Genomic DNA, 17,242 nt, shown 5'->3' with positions numbered 1-17,242 from the left:
GCCCAGAGATAGAATGTCGCCTTTGGTTTTATCAGATGGAAGCCAAGGCCCTTTAATCCATTGTAAAGGGCGTCTCTTCTGTCCTGATATGTTTTTCTGATATCTGAAAGTATAGAATCATCGGTATTGAATGCGGCAATGGCTGCCTCCTGTATTGCCTGAAACACGCCTGAGTCAAGGTTTGTCTTTATCTTCCCAAGACCTGTAATGACCTTAGAATTACCGGCTGCAAAGCCGATTCTCCAGCCTGTCATATTATAGGTCTTTGAGAGGGAATGGAACTCCATGCCGACATCAATTGCCCCTGGTATCTGAAGGAAGCTCAGTGGTTTATAATCGTCATAATAAATTTCAGAATAGGCTGCGTCATGGCATACGATGATGTTATGTTTAAAGGCAAACTCTACGACTTCTTCAAAAAACTCCTTTTGCACAATGGCAGATGTTGGGTTATTTGGATAATTTATAAACATCAGCCGCGCCCTCTTTAAAATATCCTGAGGTATTGCCTTTAAATCCGGGATAAAATGGTTTTCTTTTAACAGTGGCATTGTGTAGCTTTCTCCCCCGGCAAAAATGGTTGCAACGCTATAGACCGGATAACCAGGAGAAGGAATAAGTGCAACATCCCCCGTATTTATGAATGCCAAAGGGATATGACCTATCCCCTCTTTGGAACCGATAAGTGAGATGACTTCTGAGTCTGCATTAAGGGATACCCCGAAACGCATTTTATACCAGTCTCTGACCGCCTCTCTGAAAGAGGGCATCCCCTCATAAGAGGGATAGCGGTGGTTTCTGGGGTTTTCAACTGCAACCTTCATTTTTTCAACAATATGTCTGGGGGTTGCAATATCAGGGTCCCCTATGCTCAGGTCTATCAGGTCAACGCCTTTGCTAATGGCCTCCTGCTTCATTCTGTCAATGGCTGCAAAAAGATAAGGTGGAAGATTCTTTACCCTCTCAGCAAGTTCAATCTTAATTTTTCTGCTCAAGTTTACCTCCGTATAAGGATCACAAATGACCACTTGCAAGTAAATCTGTGATTATCTGTGTTTTTATTATAAGGATAATGGGGCAAGTTTTAAAGGTTTTTTCAGCTTCAGATAAAATATTGTGAAATATATCGCAAGGCAAGAAAGACAATAATCACACCTAACATAAGTTTTATAAACTTCTGTGGAACAAATTTCTGAGCCCGCGCCCCAAGGTACATGCCGACAAATCCACCAATTCCAAAGAGAAAGCCCAGTAACCAGTCAGGCGCAGTTACCACGCCTTTAACAGGAATAACGCTGTAAAATACTACGCCGGAGATAGAAGTCAGAAAAGTCCCCATCAATGCAGCGCCAGCAACTGTGTAAACCGGCAGGTGAAAAACTGCCACACAGAATGGTGCAATGATCGCCCCTCCGCCGATTCCATATGCACCACCAATAATCCCCACAAAGAAGGCAAGGATAAACATGCCTATTGTGCTGAAGGAAAACCTTTCACCACAAAACTCGTATTCAATCTTTATCAGAGTGGATGAAATCGTTTTAACTATTGCTTCTGGAGGAAGGCCGGCAGCTATTCTGGCATTTTGCTGTTCTTTCAACTGCGTGCTTCTTTCCTTAAATTTTTCATTGAGGGTATTTATCTTAGCTCTTCTACTACTTGCCTTTCCTGAAATCTCATAAAGAAGACGGACACCAATATAAAGCAGCACGCAGCCTGCAAAGAGGTTGAAGGCTTTTGGGTCAGGCAGATACAGAACCCTGAGATAGTATCCAATAAATATACCTGGAAGCGTTCCGATAATAATAACCCATGTAAGTGGCCATGCCATACGGCCTTCCTTGAAATAGCGGTAGACGCCGCTCGGAATTGCGACAATGTTATAGACGAAATTGGTGGCACTTACAGATGGGCTGGTGTAATTGAGAAAACTCATCTGGAATGGAAGCAGGAGAAAGGCACCTGAGACTCCTCCCATTGAGGTGAAGAATGAAATGACTAATGCTACCAGAGGGGGGATAAACACCCATGTTTCAACCCCTGATACCGGGAAAAGAATGTATATAAGATCCATTTGTTAGCTCCTGGTTAACCCGGATAATGCATTTAGGAAACCACAGAGATCACAGAGCTATAATTTGGAGTATTGGAGTAATGGAGTGATGTGTTCTTTTTCCCCCAATACTCCAACACTCCATTACTCCATTTTCTCTGTGTCCTCTGTGGTTAATTGCATTTTCCCGGTTAATACTTTTTCATCTATCGCTTTTTTTGTCAACTTTATTGTGATAAACTTCCAACAAAGCAGAGCTAAGAGCTAAGAACTAAGATTCTTAGTTCTTAAATCTTAACTCTTAATTCTGTCTTTCTGGGAAAAGGGGAAGGGACACAGAGCTTGTCCAAAAACTCTTTTTCGATTTCTGAGTAAGCAAAACCTTTTTTCATGAGAAGTATAAATAGTCCTTTATCTCTTTAATCTCAGCCTAAGGCTGGAAGGGAAGAGAGAAAATGAAGGGAAGAGAGAAAATGAGGGGTCAGCGATATTGAAGAAATAAGAGATGCGATATACAGATATTATAAAATTAAGGGGCTTGAAGAAATTAATACACCTGAAGAAAGAAGCGGGAGGCGGATGTTCATATATCTTTCAAAAAAAGAGACAGCATCATTTAACAGAGAGATATCGGAAATGATAGGGGGAATGAGTCTGTCTGGTGTAACCCATCAATATAAGAGGACTCTAAAGAGGCTGAAGGAGGACAGGAGATTTTTAAAGCAATGGGAGAGAGAGTCTAAAGCAGGGCTGACCCCTTTAATACTTGAATACTCGGACAGTTTATGTGTTCGCTACATCGGATTAAAAAGAACTTGACAACAATATTATTTTGAACTACCATTATAAATAGTAGGATTTAAGAATATAGTAGGAGGTTTTGAATATGCAGTCGGTAAAGGTATTGCCTAAAGGACAGATAACCCTTCCTAAAAAGATAAGAAAAAGTCTGGATATAAAGGAAGGAGATACCTTGATCGTTGAAAAGACCGATGGTGAGATAGTCTTAAAGAAAGGGAAGACTATTTTCGACTATATAGGCGCTTTACCTGATCTCGGTATAAGCATCGAAGATATGAGAGAAAAGGCCATCGAGGAGGTTGCAAAAGAGCGTGCTTAAAGCATTTATAGATACCAGTGTAATACTCAGGCTGTTGGTTAAAGACGATGATAATAAGAGGAAGGCTGCTGAAAAACTGCTTAAAGAAGCAAAAAATGAAGGGATAACCTTATATCTTTTACCGGTCGCAATTATGGAAATAGTTTTTGTCCTTGAAAAGATTTACAAACTCAACAGAAAGACGATCAGAGAAATGGCGGAGGCAATTTTGAATACCCCTGAATTAAGAATCGAGATGGGAGATGTGTTCAAAAAAGCCCTCGAAACCTACGAACTCAAAAATATTAAATTTGCCGATGCGGTGATGGGATATTGGGGATTAGAAAGGGGCTTCTCAACAGTCTATACTTACGACGAAAAGGATTTTAAAAGGATAGAGGGGCTTAAGGTCAGGATGCCGTAGTTTCATCATAGAGCAGTCACATATTTCAGCCATGCGATAAGGCAATGGCAATCGAAGGGGAAACCTCAGTGAAAAATGCATTGTCAAACCTGCTGGGGCACAGAATAGCCTTTGGTCTATTATGGGCAACTGCCCTACTCTTGCCTCTAAATTCCTCAGCCGAAGTAACCTGGTATTTCAACTGGTATTGCGCGGGGTGTTCCAAGATCGGCGCCAGAACCACCGGCACGGAAGGTCCTTTCTCATCCCAGTCAGCCTGCGAAAGCGCACGGTCCAGAATGAAAAGCAGTATGTCAAGGTCAGGTGGCGGTGTTGATGTCATGTCGTGTTCTTCCAGAGGGTATGAGTCTACCCGCCCCGACACAAGCCGTCCTTCTGGCTCACGCGGTTCAGATTCAAACCAGTATCCTGACTATACCCCGCCTGCTTATGATGATGGGGCAGAGCGAAAACAGAAGCAGGAAGAACTGGAGCGCCGGCGCAAAGAAGAAGAGGAAAAGGCGCGCCAGCAACAGGAAGAATTCATCCGTGAACGGGACAAGGCAGCCGGAAGCCTCAAAGGCAGCGGCTCCGGGACATTCGGCATCAAGGGAACCCCCGAAGGCGATTTACAAATAAAATCTGCTGCGCCATCAAAAGAAATCCGCGATATCAGCACCGCGTGGAGACAGCTCCATTGCGCAGCTACGATTTCCTTGAGCGCGATAGACGCAGCGCGCAAGGACCCTCCCGATCTCGAGGAAGTGCGCTACTTGGGCGAGGAGGTCATCAAGGCGCTCAATGGGGACCGCATGGGTGTTGCCTGTCCTGAGAAGATTCCTGACCCTCCCAAGCCCTATGGACGGGAGAGGCTGGAGAACAGCACATTGCTGAAATTCTACAGCACATTGATGCAAGCCGCCGTAAAACAGGCTCAGCAGATTATTGATATCAACAAGCAAATCACGGAACTGAAATCAAAACTCGAAGAGACAAAGACACAGCCCCGGCAGATGTATCAGCCAGTATCTGCATCGGTGGTTGATTTGAGGAATGCCAAAGGCGATGTTGTGGATTTGAGTGTTGTAAGCGGAGACCTGCCCTTTAAGACAAAAAGCGAGAAGCCCGGCATAGACCGCATCGTGGTCCCCCTGCCGCCAATACCTGCTGACCCCGACCGCCCATTATGGTTGCAACTGGCTCCCCGATTCAGGTACTTCATGGAAATGGAAGACCTGCGGGACCGCTATGTGAAAGGCTATACCATTATTCAGGAACTCCGCAGCAATCTGGCTTTGGAAGCATTGCGCGCACAATACGGCATCGCCCAAAAACCTGCCCCAACTTCACAAGAGCGGCTTGACGCATGGTTTGAACAGGAAGTAAATAAAGCGCGCGACCGGGTCCTAAAAGAAGAAGAAAAGGCAATTCAATCATTGCGTGGACAGTCATTCGATAAAATGCTCAAGGAAGTCAAGCGATTTCAGAAGCAAAAAAAGGCGAGAGACTTGCAAGGCCAGGAATCTGCAAAAGCAGCCGTCAAAAAAATAGAGCAAATCCTGAAACAAGAAGCATCGGCAATACAGGAAGTGCGCGGACGCTCAGTCCAGAAGATGACCGAAGAAGTTATGCGCATGAAGGAGCAGGGATTATATAAAGACGGAGACAACCTTCTTGAGAAGGGCATGACAGACGCCAGGTTCCGCCAGGCATTGAATCAGTCCCGCGACCGCATCCTCAAAGAGGAAGAAGAGGCAATCAGGACGGCAAACCGGCAGACAATGGAGGGTATGAAAAAAGAGATTGAACGCTTAAACGAACAGGGGTATGTTTTTTTAAAGGATGACATAGACAACAAGAAGATTGATGCTGCCCGCGACCGTATCCTCAAAGAGGAGGAAAAGGCAATTCAGACTGCGCGAGGGCGCTCGTTTGAAAAACTCACAAAAGAAATTCAGAACCTGCAAAAACAGAGGGAGCGGAAACTCAAAGAGGAGCAGGCTCAGTTGAGCGAAACGCAAAGACAGATTGACGTAAGACAGACCAAAAAGCAGCAAGCCTCTGCGAAACTCAATGAGTACCGGGGCCTTGCCCAAAAAGCGTCAAATGTCCCAACACAGGCGCAGAGCCTGATGAAGGAGATTAAATAAGGAGGTTGATATGCGTAATAAAATCTTATTGCCGGTATTACTGCTCCTATTATTTACAACATTTAACGTCTCTGTTGCCCTGTCCGCCGATGAGGAATCCCTCGCAAAAGAGGCGGAGCAGGCAGGGAAACTCAGAAAGGCGCTGACGCATTATGTATCTGCATTGCAGTCAGCATCTGAAGGTAGCGCGAAGGATCAGGCGCTGCGCGAGAAGATCATCGCGCTCGCTCAGAAGGTGAAGCCGGCACCAGCGGTGCCTGAGGAGGCACAGAAAAACCTGGGACGAGGGATTGCGGCCTTTGAAATCGCAAAGTCGCCAAGCGATCTAATGGCTGCCATTTCTGAATTCAAGAAGGCTGCACGCGCTGCACCATGGTGGGCGGATGCTTATTTCAATCTCGGTCTGGTACAAGAAAAGGCAGGCCAGTTTAATGCGGCCATGCAAAGTTTCAAGTTATATCTCCTTGCGGCGCCGTCAGCCCCTGAGGCACAAGACGTAAGGACACGAATATATGGGTTGGAGTTAAAGGCTGAACGGCAACAAAAGGAAAACCGCGAAAAGGCTGCCAGCACCGAGCGTGAAGGACAGGCGGAGGAACGGCGACGGAACATGGAAGCACTCGTCGCCTCCCTGCCTGGGATTTGGTGGAACGGCTGCCCTGCCCACGGGACAATGCACTATTATGAAATACGAATTAGGAATGGAATACTGGAGTACCGCTTTTGGATGCCGAAGTCATTCACTCTTACTGTGGACATGTGGTCCCCCTGGCTTGGCGAGTATTGGGCGGCGAAGGGAAATCACGCGTATTCCTACCGATTTGAACCGAGAACCGGCTCATTCGTTTCTATTGGGCCAGATCCGGAGAGTGGTAGAACGGGTGTATTCAAAATTATCTCGCCAGATGAATTGGTCGAGGAACGTTCATGGCCTGGCAGCACGGAAAGATGTAATTGGCGCCGACAGAGATAATAAGGTCGTAAACCTTGCATCGGCCATACACCTGAGGGGCAAGGGGGATCAGGGAAGCGAGGCGGGACACTTGCCTTAATTTGATTCGCGCGAAACTAAGAAACTAAGGGGACGCTACCCAATGGCACTACCTTAACGAGGCCGCCACACGCAGCTCTTGTAGTTTGGGTAGTGCCATTGTAGGACGTCCTCATTACCCTGCCGGAATTCGGCGTAAAGTATAATAAATAGGGACAGCTGTACTATCTCAATAATTCAGTAACTTTCTGGAGTTTATCAAAAGGTGTTTCATAATTCAATCCTCCATGTTTTCTCAGATGATTAAATTCAAATAAAAAGTTTCCAAGGTTCATAATCAGATCTCCCTCAGACTCAAACGAGTTAGGGTAAAAGAATTCGTTCTTAATTATCTTCCAAAATGCCTCTATTTTGCCATTGGTTTGAGGTCTATAGGGCTTAGTGTATATGTGCCTTATTCCCAATTCATTGCACATTGTTTCAAAGGGATGTTCCCTGTCAATAACATCATAACCGTGTCAGGTCTTGACATGATATACGAGTCAATGCGGCTACAGTGACAGAACTTGACAATTGTATATAAATAAATTAATCTATGTATATACAAACAAAGGGAGGCCCGAATACATGAAATCTTCCGTTAAAATGACATCTATAAGGCTTGATACAAAACTTGCAGATGAAGCGGTGAAAGTCCTCGGTGCAAAGAGCAGAAGCAATGCAGTCCATATAGCTTTGAGAGAAGTCGTTGCCCTCAATAAATTCAAAGAGTTGATGTCAAAGCATGGCGGAAAATTAAAATTTGAGGCTCATGGCAGATAGGATTATTATCTTTGACACTTCAATCTTTATTGATCACCTGAGAACAAATAAATTCGCCAATCATTTCCGGAACCTGAACGGTCTTATAAGGAACTCTGCTGTTGTCCTGTCTGAATTGGCACGAGGCGCTACAAGAGAAATGGAAAAGAGTTTCGTGTCAGCACTGGCGAAGAATCACCCGATACTTACCCCGACAGAAAAAAACTGGCTCGAATCAGGTGAAATACTGTCTAAGATGTATATGGATAATGGTTTTTCTCCTGAGAAACTGAGAGACCTGCATTTTGATGTCCTGATAGCGCTTACTGCGAGGAATCATGGTGCGACTGTTATAACCTCAAATAAAACCGACTTTGAACAGATCAGGGCATACAAAGATTTTTATCTTGAAATCTGGTAAAAGTTGCGTTTGTCTGAGGCTTAGAGCATTTTAATTATTTATGGAGGATACCATGGACAAAGAGTATAAACTTCTCCTCGGCTGTAAGTGGGTGGATTCAGGGGAAAAGATGGATGTTATAAACCCTTATAATGGCGAGGTTATAGGAAACGTCTGCACTGCAGACATCGGATATGCAAAAAAGGCTGTAGCTGAAGCATACGCGGCTTTCGAGTTTTATAAAAAAACTCCAGGTTACAAAAGGGCAGAAATTCTACACCTTATTTCAGAAGGCATAAAAAAGAGGAAAGAGGAGATTGCAAAGAGCATAAGCCTTGAGGTCGGGAAGGCCCTGAAAGAGTCACGCATTGAGGCAGCGAGGGCTGCGCTTACTTTTGAGATAGCCTCTGAGGAGGCAAAAAGGATTGGGGGCGAGGTAATACCCCTTGATTTAATCCCCGGTCTTGAAGGCAGATGGGCTTTAACGAGGAGGTTTCCAATAGGCCCTATCTTAGGGATAACCCCATTTAATTTCCCGCTCAACCTCGTAGCTCACAAGATAGCGCCTGCCCTTGCCTCAGGCAATACAATAATCATAAAACCTGCCTCCAAGACGCCGATAACTGCTTTACTACTTGGAGAGATATGTGTTGATTCCGGGGTAAATGATGGGGTCTTAAGCATCCTTCCTATGTCTTCAAAGGTTGCTGAAGAGCTCCTCGATGATGAGCGTATAAGGATGCTTTCCTTTACAGGTGGAGCCTCTGTTGGATGGAGGCTTAAGGCCAGGGTATCTAAGAAAAAGGTAGTCCTTGAGCTTGGTGGAAATGCCGGTGTTATTGTCCATTCAGATGCAGACATTGAACATGCTGCTAAGAGATGCGTCTATGGTGCTTTTACCAATGCAGGCCAGAACTGCATTTCTGTCCAGAGGCTTTATGTGCATGAGGATATCTATGAGAAGTTTATGGAGATATTCCTTCCTCTTGTGAAGAATCTCACGGTTGGCGACCCCCTTGATGAGACTGTTGATATGGGGCCTATGGTGAGCGATGAAGAGGCAAAGAGGATAGAGTCATGGGTTAAAGAGGCTGTTGATGGGGGTGCAAAGATACTGACAGGAGGAAGGAGGAAGCAAAGTCAGAGACTCGTACCGAACTTTTTTGAGCCAACAGTTTTAATCAATACAGAGCCTGATATGAAGGTAAGCTGCATGGAAGCCTTTGCACCCATTGTGACAGTAATAAAGTACAGGGAGTTTGATGATGCCCTGAGAATGGTGAACGATACCCCTTATGGCCTTCAGGCTGGAGTTTTTACCAATGATAAGAGACTTATATTTAAGGCATGGGAGACTATAGAGGTTGGCGGTATAATGATTAATGATGTGTCTACTTTCAGGATTGACCATATGCCCTATGGCGGGGTGAAGGAGTCAGGGCATGGGCGTGAGGGTCTCAGGTATGCGATTGAGGAAATGACAGTGTTGAGATTGCTGACACTAACTTGAAGGATGTAGGGGGAGTTGGTATAAGCTAAAGGATTTTCTAAGGGCTGTTAATTAAACTAACCGTTATAAATACATTATTTAAAAGTAGTGGTTGACATTTTATAAATTTTCCTATAAATTGGGAAATATGGCTGGAAAACTCGGTCAGGTGCTTATAGCTAATAAGTTGATTAGTGAAGAGCAGTTGAGAAAAGCCCTTGACCTTCAGAGAAAAGAAGGGGGGCGACTTGGATCGATTTTAGTTAAGCTCGGTTTTTTAGACGAGGGAAAACTCGTAACATTTCTGAGCAAACAATACGGCGTTCCTGCTATTGACCTCTCCGAGTATAAGATTGACCCTTCTGTTACGAAATTCATACCAATAGAGGTAGTCCAGAAATATCAGATGATGCCTGTGACAAGGGTTGGCGCCACTCTGACCATTGCCATGGTAGATCCCTCCAATGTTTTTGCAATAGACGATATAAAGTTTATGACGGGCTATAATGTTGAGCCAGTAGTGGCCACGGAAACAGCAATACGCGAGGCAATTGCCCATCATTACGGCAAGTCAGATGCCCTCCAGACAGTCATGGACAGCCTTAAAAAACAGGAAGGCGGCGATATGCTTGATTTTGTTAAGGATGAAGAAGAAGAGTCTGTTGACATTGTAGAGTTAAAGCAGGCTGTTGAAGAGGCTCCTGTTGTAAAACTTGTTAATTTAATCCTTTCCGAGGCAATAAACAGGGGTGCGAGCGATGTCCATATAGAGCCATATGAAAAGGTCTTCAGGGTTCGCTACAGGGTAGACGGCGTGCTTTATGATGTGATGCAGCCTCCGCTGAAACTCAGACCTGCACTCTGCTCAAGAATAAAGATTATGTCTCAGCTTGACATCGCCGAAAGAAGGCTTCCGCAGGATGGAAGAATTAAGCTGAGAATCAAGGACAGGGAGGTAGACCTTCGTGTTTCTACATTGCCGACACTTTTTGGCGAAAAGGTAGTCATGAGGATACTCGATAAGAGCAGTCTCGTCCTTGACCTTACAAAGCTCGGTTTTGAGGTCAAGGCGCTCCAGGAATTCAATGAGGCTATCAATGTGCCTTATGGCATGATTCTCGTCACCGGGCCAACAGGAAGTGGTAAGACCACAACCCTGTATTCAGCCTTGAGCACAATCAATAAAATAGGTGTAAATATCATAACAGCAGAAGACCCTGTTGAATACAACTTAATGGGTATAAACCAGGTTCAGATGAAAGAGGAAATCGGGCTTACCTTTGCTGCTTCCCTCAGGTCTTTCTTGAGGCAGGACCCTGACATCATAATGGTTGGCGAGATAAGAGACTTTGAGACTGCAGAGATCGGAGTTAAGGCAGCCCTTACCGGACATCTGGTTCTCAGCACCCTGCATACTAACGATGCACCGAGCACAATATCGAGGCTGCTGAATATGGGCATTGAACCATTTCTTGTCTCGGCATCGGTTGTCCTTATTGTAGCCCAGAGGCTTAGCAGAAAAATCTGCCAGAAGTGTAAAGAGGAAGAAAAGGTTCCTGCATCTGCCCTCGTTAAGATTGGTTTTACAGAGGAAGAAGCAAAGACAGTTAAATGTTTCAGGGGTAAGGGTTGTCCTGCCTGTGGCGGCACCGGGTATAAAGGGAGGATAGCCCTGTATGAGGTAATGCCTGTAAAGGACGAGATTAAGGAGTTAATCCTTGAGGGAGCAGCTGCTTCTGAGATAAAAAAGTCAGCCGTAAGGCTGGGCATGAAGACCTTGAGGATGAGTGGCCTTACCAAGGTAAGCGAGGGAGTGACCTCAATAGAGGAAGTTTTAAGGGTAACCTTTGGAGATTAAAAAATCAAAATGCAAAAATCGAAAGTCAAAATTATCGAAGATTCGCTGATGCGAAAGGAATTCCTGATTTTAAATTTTAAATTCTCACGGAGTGTGTTATGGTAACTCTATACGATTTGTTGAAGATTATGGTCGAGAAAGGGGCCACTGACCTCCATATTAGTACGGGCACTCCCCCGAGGCTCAGGGTTGATGGAAAACTTGTTGAGATGAAAGAGCAGCCTGTTCTGACTCCTCCTGATACCAAGTCCCTCTGTTACAGTATACTCACAGATGCTCAGAAACACAAGTTTGAGGAGCACAATGAACTTGATTTGTCTTTTGGTGTAAAGGGCCTGAGCCGATTCAGGGCCAATATATTTATGCAGAGGGGAGCAGTTGCCGGCGCCTTCAGAACCATACCATTCAGGATAATGACCTTCCAGGAACTCGGCCTTCCTGAGATAGTTAATGAGATGGTGAAAAAACCGAGGGGCCTTATCCTTGTCACAGGGCCAACAGGCTGTGGGAAGTCAACGACCCTCGCTGCAATGATTGACAGGATTAATGCAGAAAGACAGGAACATATAGTAACAGTAGAAGACCCCATAGAATACCTTCACAGCAATAGGAAATGCCTTGTCAATCAGAGGGAAGTAAATGCAGATACATTCTCCTTTAAGGCAGCCCTCAAGTATATTTTGAGGCAGGACCCTGATGTTGTCCTTATCGGCGAGATGAGAGACCTCGAAACCATAGAGGCTGCCCTTACGGTATCTGAAACAGGCCATCTCACCCTTGCGACGCTTCACACTAACTCCGCTGTACAAACCATAAACCGTATAATTGATGTCTTTCCACCACATCAGCAAGAGCAGATAAGGGTTCAACTTTCTTTTGTCCTGGAAGGAATACTGGCCCAACAGCTTATTACCAAAAAGGGTGGCAGGGGAAGGGCCCTGGCAGTGGAAATTCTCATACCAAATCCAGCTATTAGAAACCTGATAAGGGAAGACAAGATCCACCAGTTGTACTCAATGATGCAGGCCGGGCAGGCAAAATTCGGTATGCAGACAATGAATCAGTCTTTATTTGAATTATATACCAAAGGTTTAATAACCTATGAGGATGCCCTTGGAAGGTCGTCTATTCCGGAGGAACTCTTAAGTATGATACAAAGGGCATCAGCTACTACTGCTACAAGGAGGTAAAGTATGCCAACAGTATTTCAGTGGTCAGGGAAGACTATAAAAGGGACTATCCAATCTGGAGAGATGACGGCAAATTCCAAAGAAGAGGTTATGGCCTATCTCAGAAGGCAGAGCATAGTCCCTACGGTTGTAAGTCCCAAGCCCAAGGCTTTATTCCGGCTCCCCTTTGGCGGAAAGGCAAAGGATAAAGATATAGTTATTTTTACAAGGCAGTTTGCAACAATGATTGATGCGGGGCTGCCACTTGTCCAGGCCCTGGAAATCCTTTCCAAACAAACTGAGAACAAGGCCCTTGCAAAAGTTATTTCTGAAGTAAAGGGGGATGTGGAGTCAGGCGCTACTTATGCCGATGCCCTTAAGCGACACCCCAGGATGTTTAGCGAGCTTTATGTGAATATGGTTGCAGCAGGTGAGACAGGCGGTATCCTCGATACGATTCTCAACAGGCTCGCCAGCTATATAGAGAAGGCAATGAAGCTCAAGAAAAAGGTCAAGGGCGCTATGATATACCCCTCGGTCATAGTAGCAGTGGCAATAATAGTTATTATTATAATTATGGTTGCTGTGGTTCCCGTGTTTGCAAAGATGTTTGCCCAGCTTGGCGGGATCCTTCCCTTACCGACAAGGATTATTATCGGTATGAGCAAGTTCCTCGGTGGCATTGGAGGCTTGATAATCCTTGGAGCCATCATTGCTTTTGTAATTGCTTTGATTCAATTCCGCAGGACTCAACAGGGCAAAAAGGTAATTGATTCCATACTCATGAAGTTACCTATATTTGGAATCCTCATCAAAAAAGTTGCGGTTGCTAAATTTACAAGGACACTCGGGACGCTTATAAGCAGCGGTGTGCCAATCCTTGACGGCCTTGAGATTACCGCGAAAACTGCCGGCAACAAGGTAATAGAAGGAGCGGTCCTTGCTGTTAGAAAAGGGGTATCTGAAGGTAAAACCCTCGCTGAACCTCTTACCGCGGCAAAGGTATTTCCCCCGATGGTGACCCAGATGATTGCTGTTGGAGAGTCCACAGGTGCTTTAGATAATATGCTATCAAAGATTGCAGATTTCTACGATGATGAAGTGGATAATGCTGTTGCGAACCTGACTGCTATGCTGGAGCCCATGATCATGGTCTTCCTCGGCGCCACTATTGGTTTTATAGTTGTTGCTATGTACCTGCCTATATTCAAGCTCATCACCCTTATAAAGTAAAGGTGAATGAAGACATAATAAAAAGGCTCAAGGCCCTGATATTTATCAGGGCCTTGTTTGTTACAATCCTTTTAGGTTCCCTTTATGTCCTTCAGATAGGATACAGTAAACTCCTTTATCCAAAGGCAATTTCTTATCTTATAGTTATTCTCTACGCAATGACCATAGCTTATGCCCTTGCAATAAAGCGGACAAAGAAAATCACGTTATTTGCCTACATCCAGATTACAGGGGATATTATTGCCGGAATAGCCCTCATATATTTAACAGGAGGCATTGAGAGCTGGTTTTCCTTCATACTGCTTCTGAGCATTATTTCTGCAAGCATTGTACTGAACCGACGTGCGAGTGTGGTGGCAGCAACCATCAGCAGTATCCTTTACGGCCTGCTTATCAACTTCCAGTTTTATAATGTATTGCAAATCCCTGTTTACGGCTCTCTCTCAGAAAGAGATTTTTTTTACAATATATTTGCTCATATAACTGCATTCTATCTCGTTGCTTATCTCAGCGGTTACCTCTCCGAGAGATTGCGCAAGGTTACGGTGAGGCTCGAGGAAAAAGACATAGACTTAAGAGACCTGAAGGCATTTAGCAGGGATGTTATAGAGAGCATTCCGAGCGGACTTTTTACAATGGATTTAAATGGAAGGATTGCTACATTTAATGAGGCTGCACGGAGGATAACAGGCAAAACCCTTTCAGGTGTTATCGGCAGAAGGCCAGAGGAGATATCCCCTTTTTTAGAGGATATCAGGTTGGAACAAAAACTGCTTGGCAATTCAAAAAACTTTGACAGCCCTGCTGGAAGATTGGAAGGTGAAATATTGAAAGAAGGCGAAAGAATAATTATAGGCATGGGTTTTTCAACATTGACAGACAGCAGTGGAAGGCCTATAGGGGCGATCGGCATTTTTCAGGACCTCACGAATTTAAGGATGATGGAGGCAGAGGTCAGGAAAAAGGAGAAATGGGCGGCAATTGGAGAACTCTCGGCATGGATTGCGCATGAACTCAGAAACCCCATAGCATCGCTTAAAGGCTCGATAGAAATGTTGAGAGAGGGAAAAGTTGCCCCTCAGCATGGCCAGCAACTTATGGATATAGCTTCATCTGAAATGGACAGGCTCAACGCAATAATAACCGATTTCCTGCTTTATGCAAGGCCAAAGCCTCCAGGCGAAGAAGTGTTTGACCTCAACCAATCTCTGAAAGACACAATTACGCTTTTACACAGTTCAGAATCTGCCAATAAGAACATAAAGATCGACGAACATTTAAACGGGGAGTTATTTATCAGGGGAGACTTGCAGCAATTGAGACAGGTTTTTTTGAATTTAGGTATAAATGCGATAGATGCCATACAGGATAAGGGAGAGATAACTATTTCTACTGAAAGAAAAAATGATATAGTAGAAATTAGTTTTAGCGATACAGGTGTGGGTATAAGCAAAGAGGATATGGAGAAAATATTTTATCCGTTCTTTACAACCAAGGATAAAGGCACTGGACTCGGCCTTTCCATAGCGCAGAGGATTGTAGAAGAACATGGAGGCAGGATTACTGTCCAGAGCAAAGCAGGTTCAGGGACGACTTTTAAGGTTGTGCTCCCTGTAAAGGATAATGGAAAAGTCAAAGGGTAAGATCTTAGTAGTCGAAGATGAAAAGGGCATGAGGGAGGTTCTCGGAATCCTTCTGGGGGGTGAAGGGTATGATGTAACCCTGTGCGATGGAGGCCCCTCTGGGATAAATGCCCTTAAAAAAGACATCTATGATCTTGTAATCACTGACCTGAGGATGCCGAAGATAGGAGGCCTTGATATCCTTAAGACAACCAAGGAGCTTTCACCAGAGACCGTCGTTGTTCTAATTACTGCCTTTGGGACCACAGAGTCAGCAATAGAGGCAATGAAACTCGGGGCCTTTGACTATATTCAGAAACCCTTCAAGATGGATGAAATAAGGCTTATTGTAAGGAATGCCCTTGAAAAGAGAAAGCTAAAAGAAGAGGTATCCTTACTCAAGGAGCAGTTAGAGACTTATTATTCCTTAGACAATATCATAGGCAAAAGCCCTCAGATGCAGGAGCTTTTCTCTCTGATAAAAAAGATTGCTCCGAGCGATGCCAATGTGCTCATAGAGGGAGAGTCAGGTTCAGGGAAAGAGCTTGTTGCCAGGGCTATCCATAATCTCAGCATCAGGAAAGAAAGGACATTTGTTGCAATAAATTGTGCTGCAATCCCGGAAGGCCTCCTCGAAAGCGAGCTTTTTGGCTACATGAAAGGAGCATTTACAGGTGCAGTTTCAAATAAACAGGGTCTCTTCGAATTTGCTGATAGGGGAACCCTCTTTCTCGACGAGATAGGAGAAATGCCGTTTGGCCTTCAGGCAAAGATACTCAGGGTTATTGAAGACGGGACATTCCGGAGGTTGGGTGGCACAGCCGATATCAAGGTTGATGTGAGAATAATCACTGCGACCAATAAGGACCTTAAGGAGACAGTAACACAGGGACTTTTCAGGGAGGATCTTTATTTCAGGCTAAATGTGCTATCAATAAAAATACCGCCGCTGAGAAGAAGAAAAGAAGACATCCCTGTCCTTATAGAGCATTTTCTGAAAAAATATTCTAAAGGCCCTAAAGATATATCTCCAGATGCAATGGAGGTTTTAATAAATTATCCCTGGAGGGGCAATGTTAGAGAACTTGAAAATATTATAGAGAGGAGCGTTTTATTGAGCGAAGGCGAGGTTATTGGTGTAGAGCATCTCCCTGAGGAAATAAAATCATTAAAGATCGAGCCTGTAGCTCCGACTGTGTCAATGCCTGCAGGTGTTGTAAACCTCGAAAGGATAATTGAAGATATAGAAAAGGAGTACCTCCTTAATGCCCTTGAACAGAGCAAAGGCGTAAAAACCGAGGCTGCTAAGCTTTTAAATCTCTCTTTCAGGTCATTCAGGCACAAATTAAAAAAGTACGGGATAGATAGAAGTAGGAAATAGGAAATGGGAAATAGGAAATAGGAAGTAAAACCTTAACTTCCCATGATCCTTTCGGGGTGGCTGTAGACATTAAGCCGATGCCCCCTGAGAAATCCAATCAGTGTTATATTTACTCTTCTGGCGATATCTATGGCCATGGTAGTTGGGGCTGTTCGGCTTACAAGGACTGGTACCTTTGCCCTTGCTGCTTTACCGACAATCTCAGAAGAAAGCCGGCCACTTAAGAGTAAGATTTTGCCATTCATCGGTACATTCTCCAAGAAACAATAGCCAATTATCTTGTCAACTGCATTGTGTCTGCCAATGTCTTCGGCAAAGGCAATGATTCCTCGCTCATCGCAGATGGCTGCGCTGTGAGCGCCACCTGTTGTCCTGTAGAGATGTGACTGTTTTTGAAATTCGCTATAAAGTCCAAATACAGTTTCGGTTTTAATCTTTAAATCATCCTGGATTACAGGATACTCCTCCAGAAGCGGGTCTCCGGCAAAGGTTATCCCTTTAGCACAGCCCGAGGTAAAGGTTGGAACAGCCTCCGGCATATCAACAGGCAGATGGGCCTCTATTTCTTCATCCTTATAGAAAATCTCGAGCCT

The 17,242-nt window shown here is 44.6% G+C and carries 16 protein-coding genes; 12 read left to right on the top strand and 4 right to left on the bottom strand.

Annotated elements, in window-relative coordinates; all coding sequences use genetic code 11:
• The coding region (locus HZC12_07205) for an LL-diaminopimelate aminotransferase (protein ID MBI5026501.1) at nucleotides 1-983 on the bottom strand (983 nt) is incomplete at its 3' end.
• A 119-nt stretch (nucleotides 984-1,102) separates the two neighbouring features.
• Nucleotides 1,103-2,059, bottom strand: coding sequence for a sulfite exporter TauE/SafE family protein (locus tag HZC12_07200; GenBank protein MBI5026500.1), 957 nt, complete (start codon nucleotides 2,057-2,059; stop codon nucleotides 1,103-1,105).
• Between the two features lie 880 nt (nucleotides 2,060-2,939).
• On the opposite strand from HZC12_07200, the gene HZC12_07195 reads away from it, so the two are divergent.
• The 4 genes from HZC12_07195 to HZC12_07180 are packed head-to-tail and all read left to right on the top strand — an operon-like array spanning nucleotide 2,940 to nucleotide 6,678.
• On the top strand, nucleotides 2,940-3,173 hold the full coding sequence (locus HZC12_07195; protein ID MBI5026499.1) for an AbrB/MazE/SpoVT family DNA-binding domain-containing protein: 234 nt from the start codon (nucleotides 2,940-2,942) through the stop codon (nucleotides 3,171-3,173).
• Nucleotides 3,166-3,576, top strand: coding sequence for a PIN domain-containing protein (locus HZC12_07190; protein MBI5026498.1), 411 nt, complete (start codon nucleotides 3,166-3,168; stop codon nucleotides 3,574-3,576). Before HZC12_07195 ends, HZC12_07190 begins: the two co-directional genes overlap by 8 nt.
• Before the next feature lie 44 nt (nucleotides 3,577-3,620).
• Nucleotides 3,621-5,705, top strand: coding sequence for a hypothetical protein (locus tag HZC12_07185; protein MBI5026497.1), 2,085 nt, complete (start codon nucleotides 3,621-3,623; stop codon nucleotides 5,703-5,705).
• Between the two features lie 10 nt (nucleotides 5,706-5,715).
• Entirely contained in the window at nucleotides 5,716-6,678 is a 963-nt protein-coding gene (locus tag HZC12_07180; GenBank protein ID MBI5026496.1) for a hypothetical protein, read from the top strand.
• Nucleotides 6,679-6,920: 242 nt separating this feature from the next.
• Here HZC12_07180 and HZC12_07175 read toward each other — a convergent pair whose 3' ends face one another.
• The gene (locus tag HZC12_07175; protein ID MBI5026495.1) at nucleotides 6,921-7,172 is read right to left on the bottom strand and encodes a transposase; all 252 of its coding nucleotides are present in this window, start codon (nucleotides 7,170-7,172) and stop codon (nucleotides 6,921-6,923) included.
• Between the two features lie 151 nt (nucleotides 7,173-7,323).
• On the opposite strand from HZC12_07175, the gene HZC12_07170 reads away from it, so the two are divergent.
• The 8 genes from HZC12_07170 to HZC12_07135 all read left to right on the top strand — a co-directional run bounded on the left by HZC12_07170 (nucleotide 7,324) and on the right by HZC12_07135 (nucleotide 16,649).
• Nucleotides 7,324-7,518: a type II toxin-antitoxin system VapB family antitoxin gene (locus HZC12_07170; protein ID MBI5026494.1), complete on the top strand. Its 195-nt coding sequence runs from the start codon at nucleotides 7,324-7,326 to the stop codon at nucleotides 7,516-7,518.
• Nucleotides 7,508-7,918, top strand: coding sequence for a type II toxin-antitoxin system VapC family toxin (locus HZC12_07165; GenBank protein ID MBI5026493.1), 411 nt, complete (start codon nucleotides 7,508-7,510; stop codon nucleotides 7,916-7,918). Before HZC12_07170 ends, HZC12_07165 begins: the two co-directional genes overlap by 11 nt.
• A gap of 52 nt (nucleotides 7,919-7,970) precedes the next feature.
• A complete protein-coding gene (locus tag HZC12_07160; protein MBI5026492.1) occupies nucleotides 7,971-9,407 on the top strand; it encodes an aldehyde dehydrogenase family protein in 1,437 nt (478 codons plus the stop codon).
• Nucleotides 9,408-9,534: 127 nt separating this feature from the next.
• The gene (gene pilB, locus HZC12_07155) at nucleotides 9,535-11,244 is read left to right on the top strand and encodes a type IV-A pilus assembly ATPase PilB (protein MBI5026491.1); all 1,710 of its coding nucleotides are present in this window, start codon (nucleotides 9,535-9,537) and stop codon (nucleotides 11,242-11,244) included.
• Between the two features lie 98 nt (nucleotides 11,245-11,342).
• Nucleotides 11,343-12,434: a type IV pilus twitching motility protein PilT gene (locus HZC12_07150; GenBank protein MBI5026490.1), complete on the top strand. Its 1,092-nt coding sequence runs from the start codon at nucleotides 11,343-11,345 to the stop codon at nucleotides 12,432-12,434.
• 3 nt (nucleotides 12,435-12,437) lie between these two features.
• Nucleotides 12,438-13,646, top strand: a complete 1,209-nt coding sequence (locus tag HZC12_07145) for a type II secretion system F family protein (protein MBI5026489.1) — start codon at nucleotides 12,438-12,440, stop codon at nucleotides 13,644-13,646.
• 2 nt (nucleotides 13,647-13,648) lie between these two features.
• The gene (locus tag HZC12_07140) at nucleotides 13,649-15,289 is read left to right on the top strand and encodes a PAS domain S-box protein (GenBank protein ID MBI5026488.1); all 1,641 of its coding nucleotides are present in this window, start codon (nucleotides 13,649-13,651) and stop codon (nucleotides 15,287-15,289) included.
• The gene (locus tag HZC12_07135; GenBank protein ID MBI5026487.1) at nucleotides 15,270-16,649 is read left to right on the top strand and encodes a sigma-54-dependent Fis family transcriptional regulator; all 1,380 of its coding nucleotides are present in this window, start codon (nucleotides 15,270-15,272) and stop codon (nucleotides 16,647-16,649) included. The genes HZC12_07140 and HZC12_07135 overlap by 20 nt, the downstream gene beginning before the upstream one ends.
• 32 nt (nucleotides 16,650-16,681) lie before the next feature.
• Here HZC12_07135 and fdhD read toward each other — a convergent pair.
• A partial coding sequence (fdhD, locus tag HZC12_07130; protein ID MBI5026486.1) for a formate dehydrogenase accessory sulfurtransferase FdhD occupies nucleotides 16,682-17,242 on the bottom strand: 561 nt, incomplete at its 5' end.

Source organism: Nitrospirota bacterium (assembly GCA_016214385.1).
In the GTDB taxonomy this organism is placed as follows: domain Bacteria; phylum Nitrospirota; class Thermodesulfovibrionia; order UBA6902; family JACROP01; genus JACROP01.
Note: the sequence above shows the minus strand (reverse complement) of the source record. Positions and strands in the feature narration are given on the sequence as shown.

Excerpts from the sequence above, each read along its gene's own strand:
- HZC12_07195 (MBI5026499.1), top strand. The coding sequence starts at position 2,940 with ATGCAGTCGGTAAAGGTATTGCCTAAAGGACAGATAACCCTTCCTAAA.
- HZC12_07185 (MBI5026497.1), top strand. The coding sequence starts at position 3,621 with ATGGCAATCGAAGGGGAAACCTCAGTGAAAAATGCATTGTCAAACCTG.
- HZC12_07180 (MBI5026496.1), top strand. The coding sequence starts at position 5,716 with ATGCGTAATAAAATCTTATTGCCGGTATTACTGCTCCTATTATTTACA.
- HZC12_07175 (MBI5026495.1), bottom strand. The coding sequence starts at position 7,172 with ATGTGCAATGAATTGGGAATAAGGCACATATACACTAAGCCCTATAGA.
- HZC12_07170 (MBI5026494.1), top strand. The coding sequence starts at position 7,324 with ATGAAATCTTCCGTTAAAATGACATCTATAAGGCTTGATACAAAACTT.
- HZC12_07165 (MBI5026493.1), top strand. The coding sequence starts at position 7,508 with ATGGCAGATAGGATTATTATCTTTGACACTTCAATCTTTATTGATCAC.
- HZC12_07160 (MBI5026492.1), top strand. The coding sequence starts at position 7,971 with ATGGACAAAGAGTATAAACTTCTCCTCGGCTGTAAGTGGGTGGATTCA.
- pilB (MBI5026491.1), top strand. The coding sequence starts at position 9,535 with ATGGCTGGAAAACTCGGTCAGGTGCTTATAGCTAATAAGTTGATTAGT.
- HZC12_07150 (MBI5026490.1), top strand. The coding sequence starts at position 11,343 with ATGGTAACTCTATACGATTTGTTGAAGATTATGGTCGAGAAAGGGGCC.
- HZC12_07145 (MBI5026489.1), top strand. The coding sequence starts at position 12,438 with ATGCCAACAGTATTTCAGTGGTCAGGGAAGACTATAAAAGGGACTATC.
- HZC12_07135 (MBI5026487.1), top strand. The coding sequence starts at position 15,270 with ATGGAAAAGTCAAAGGGTAAGATCTTAGTAGTCGAAGATGAAAAGGGC.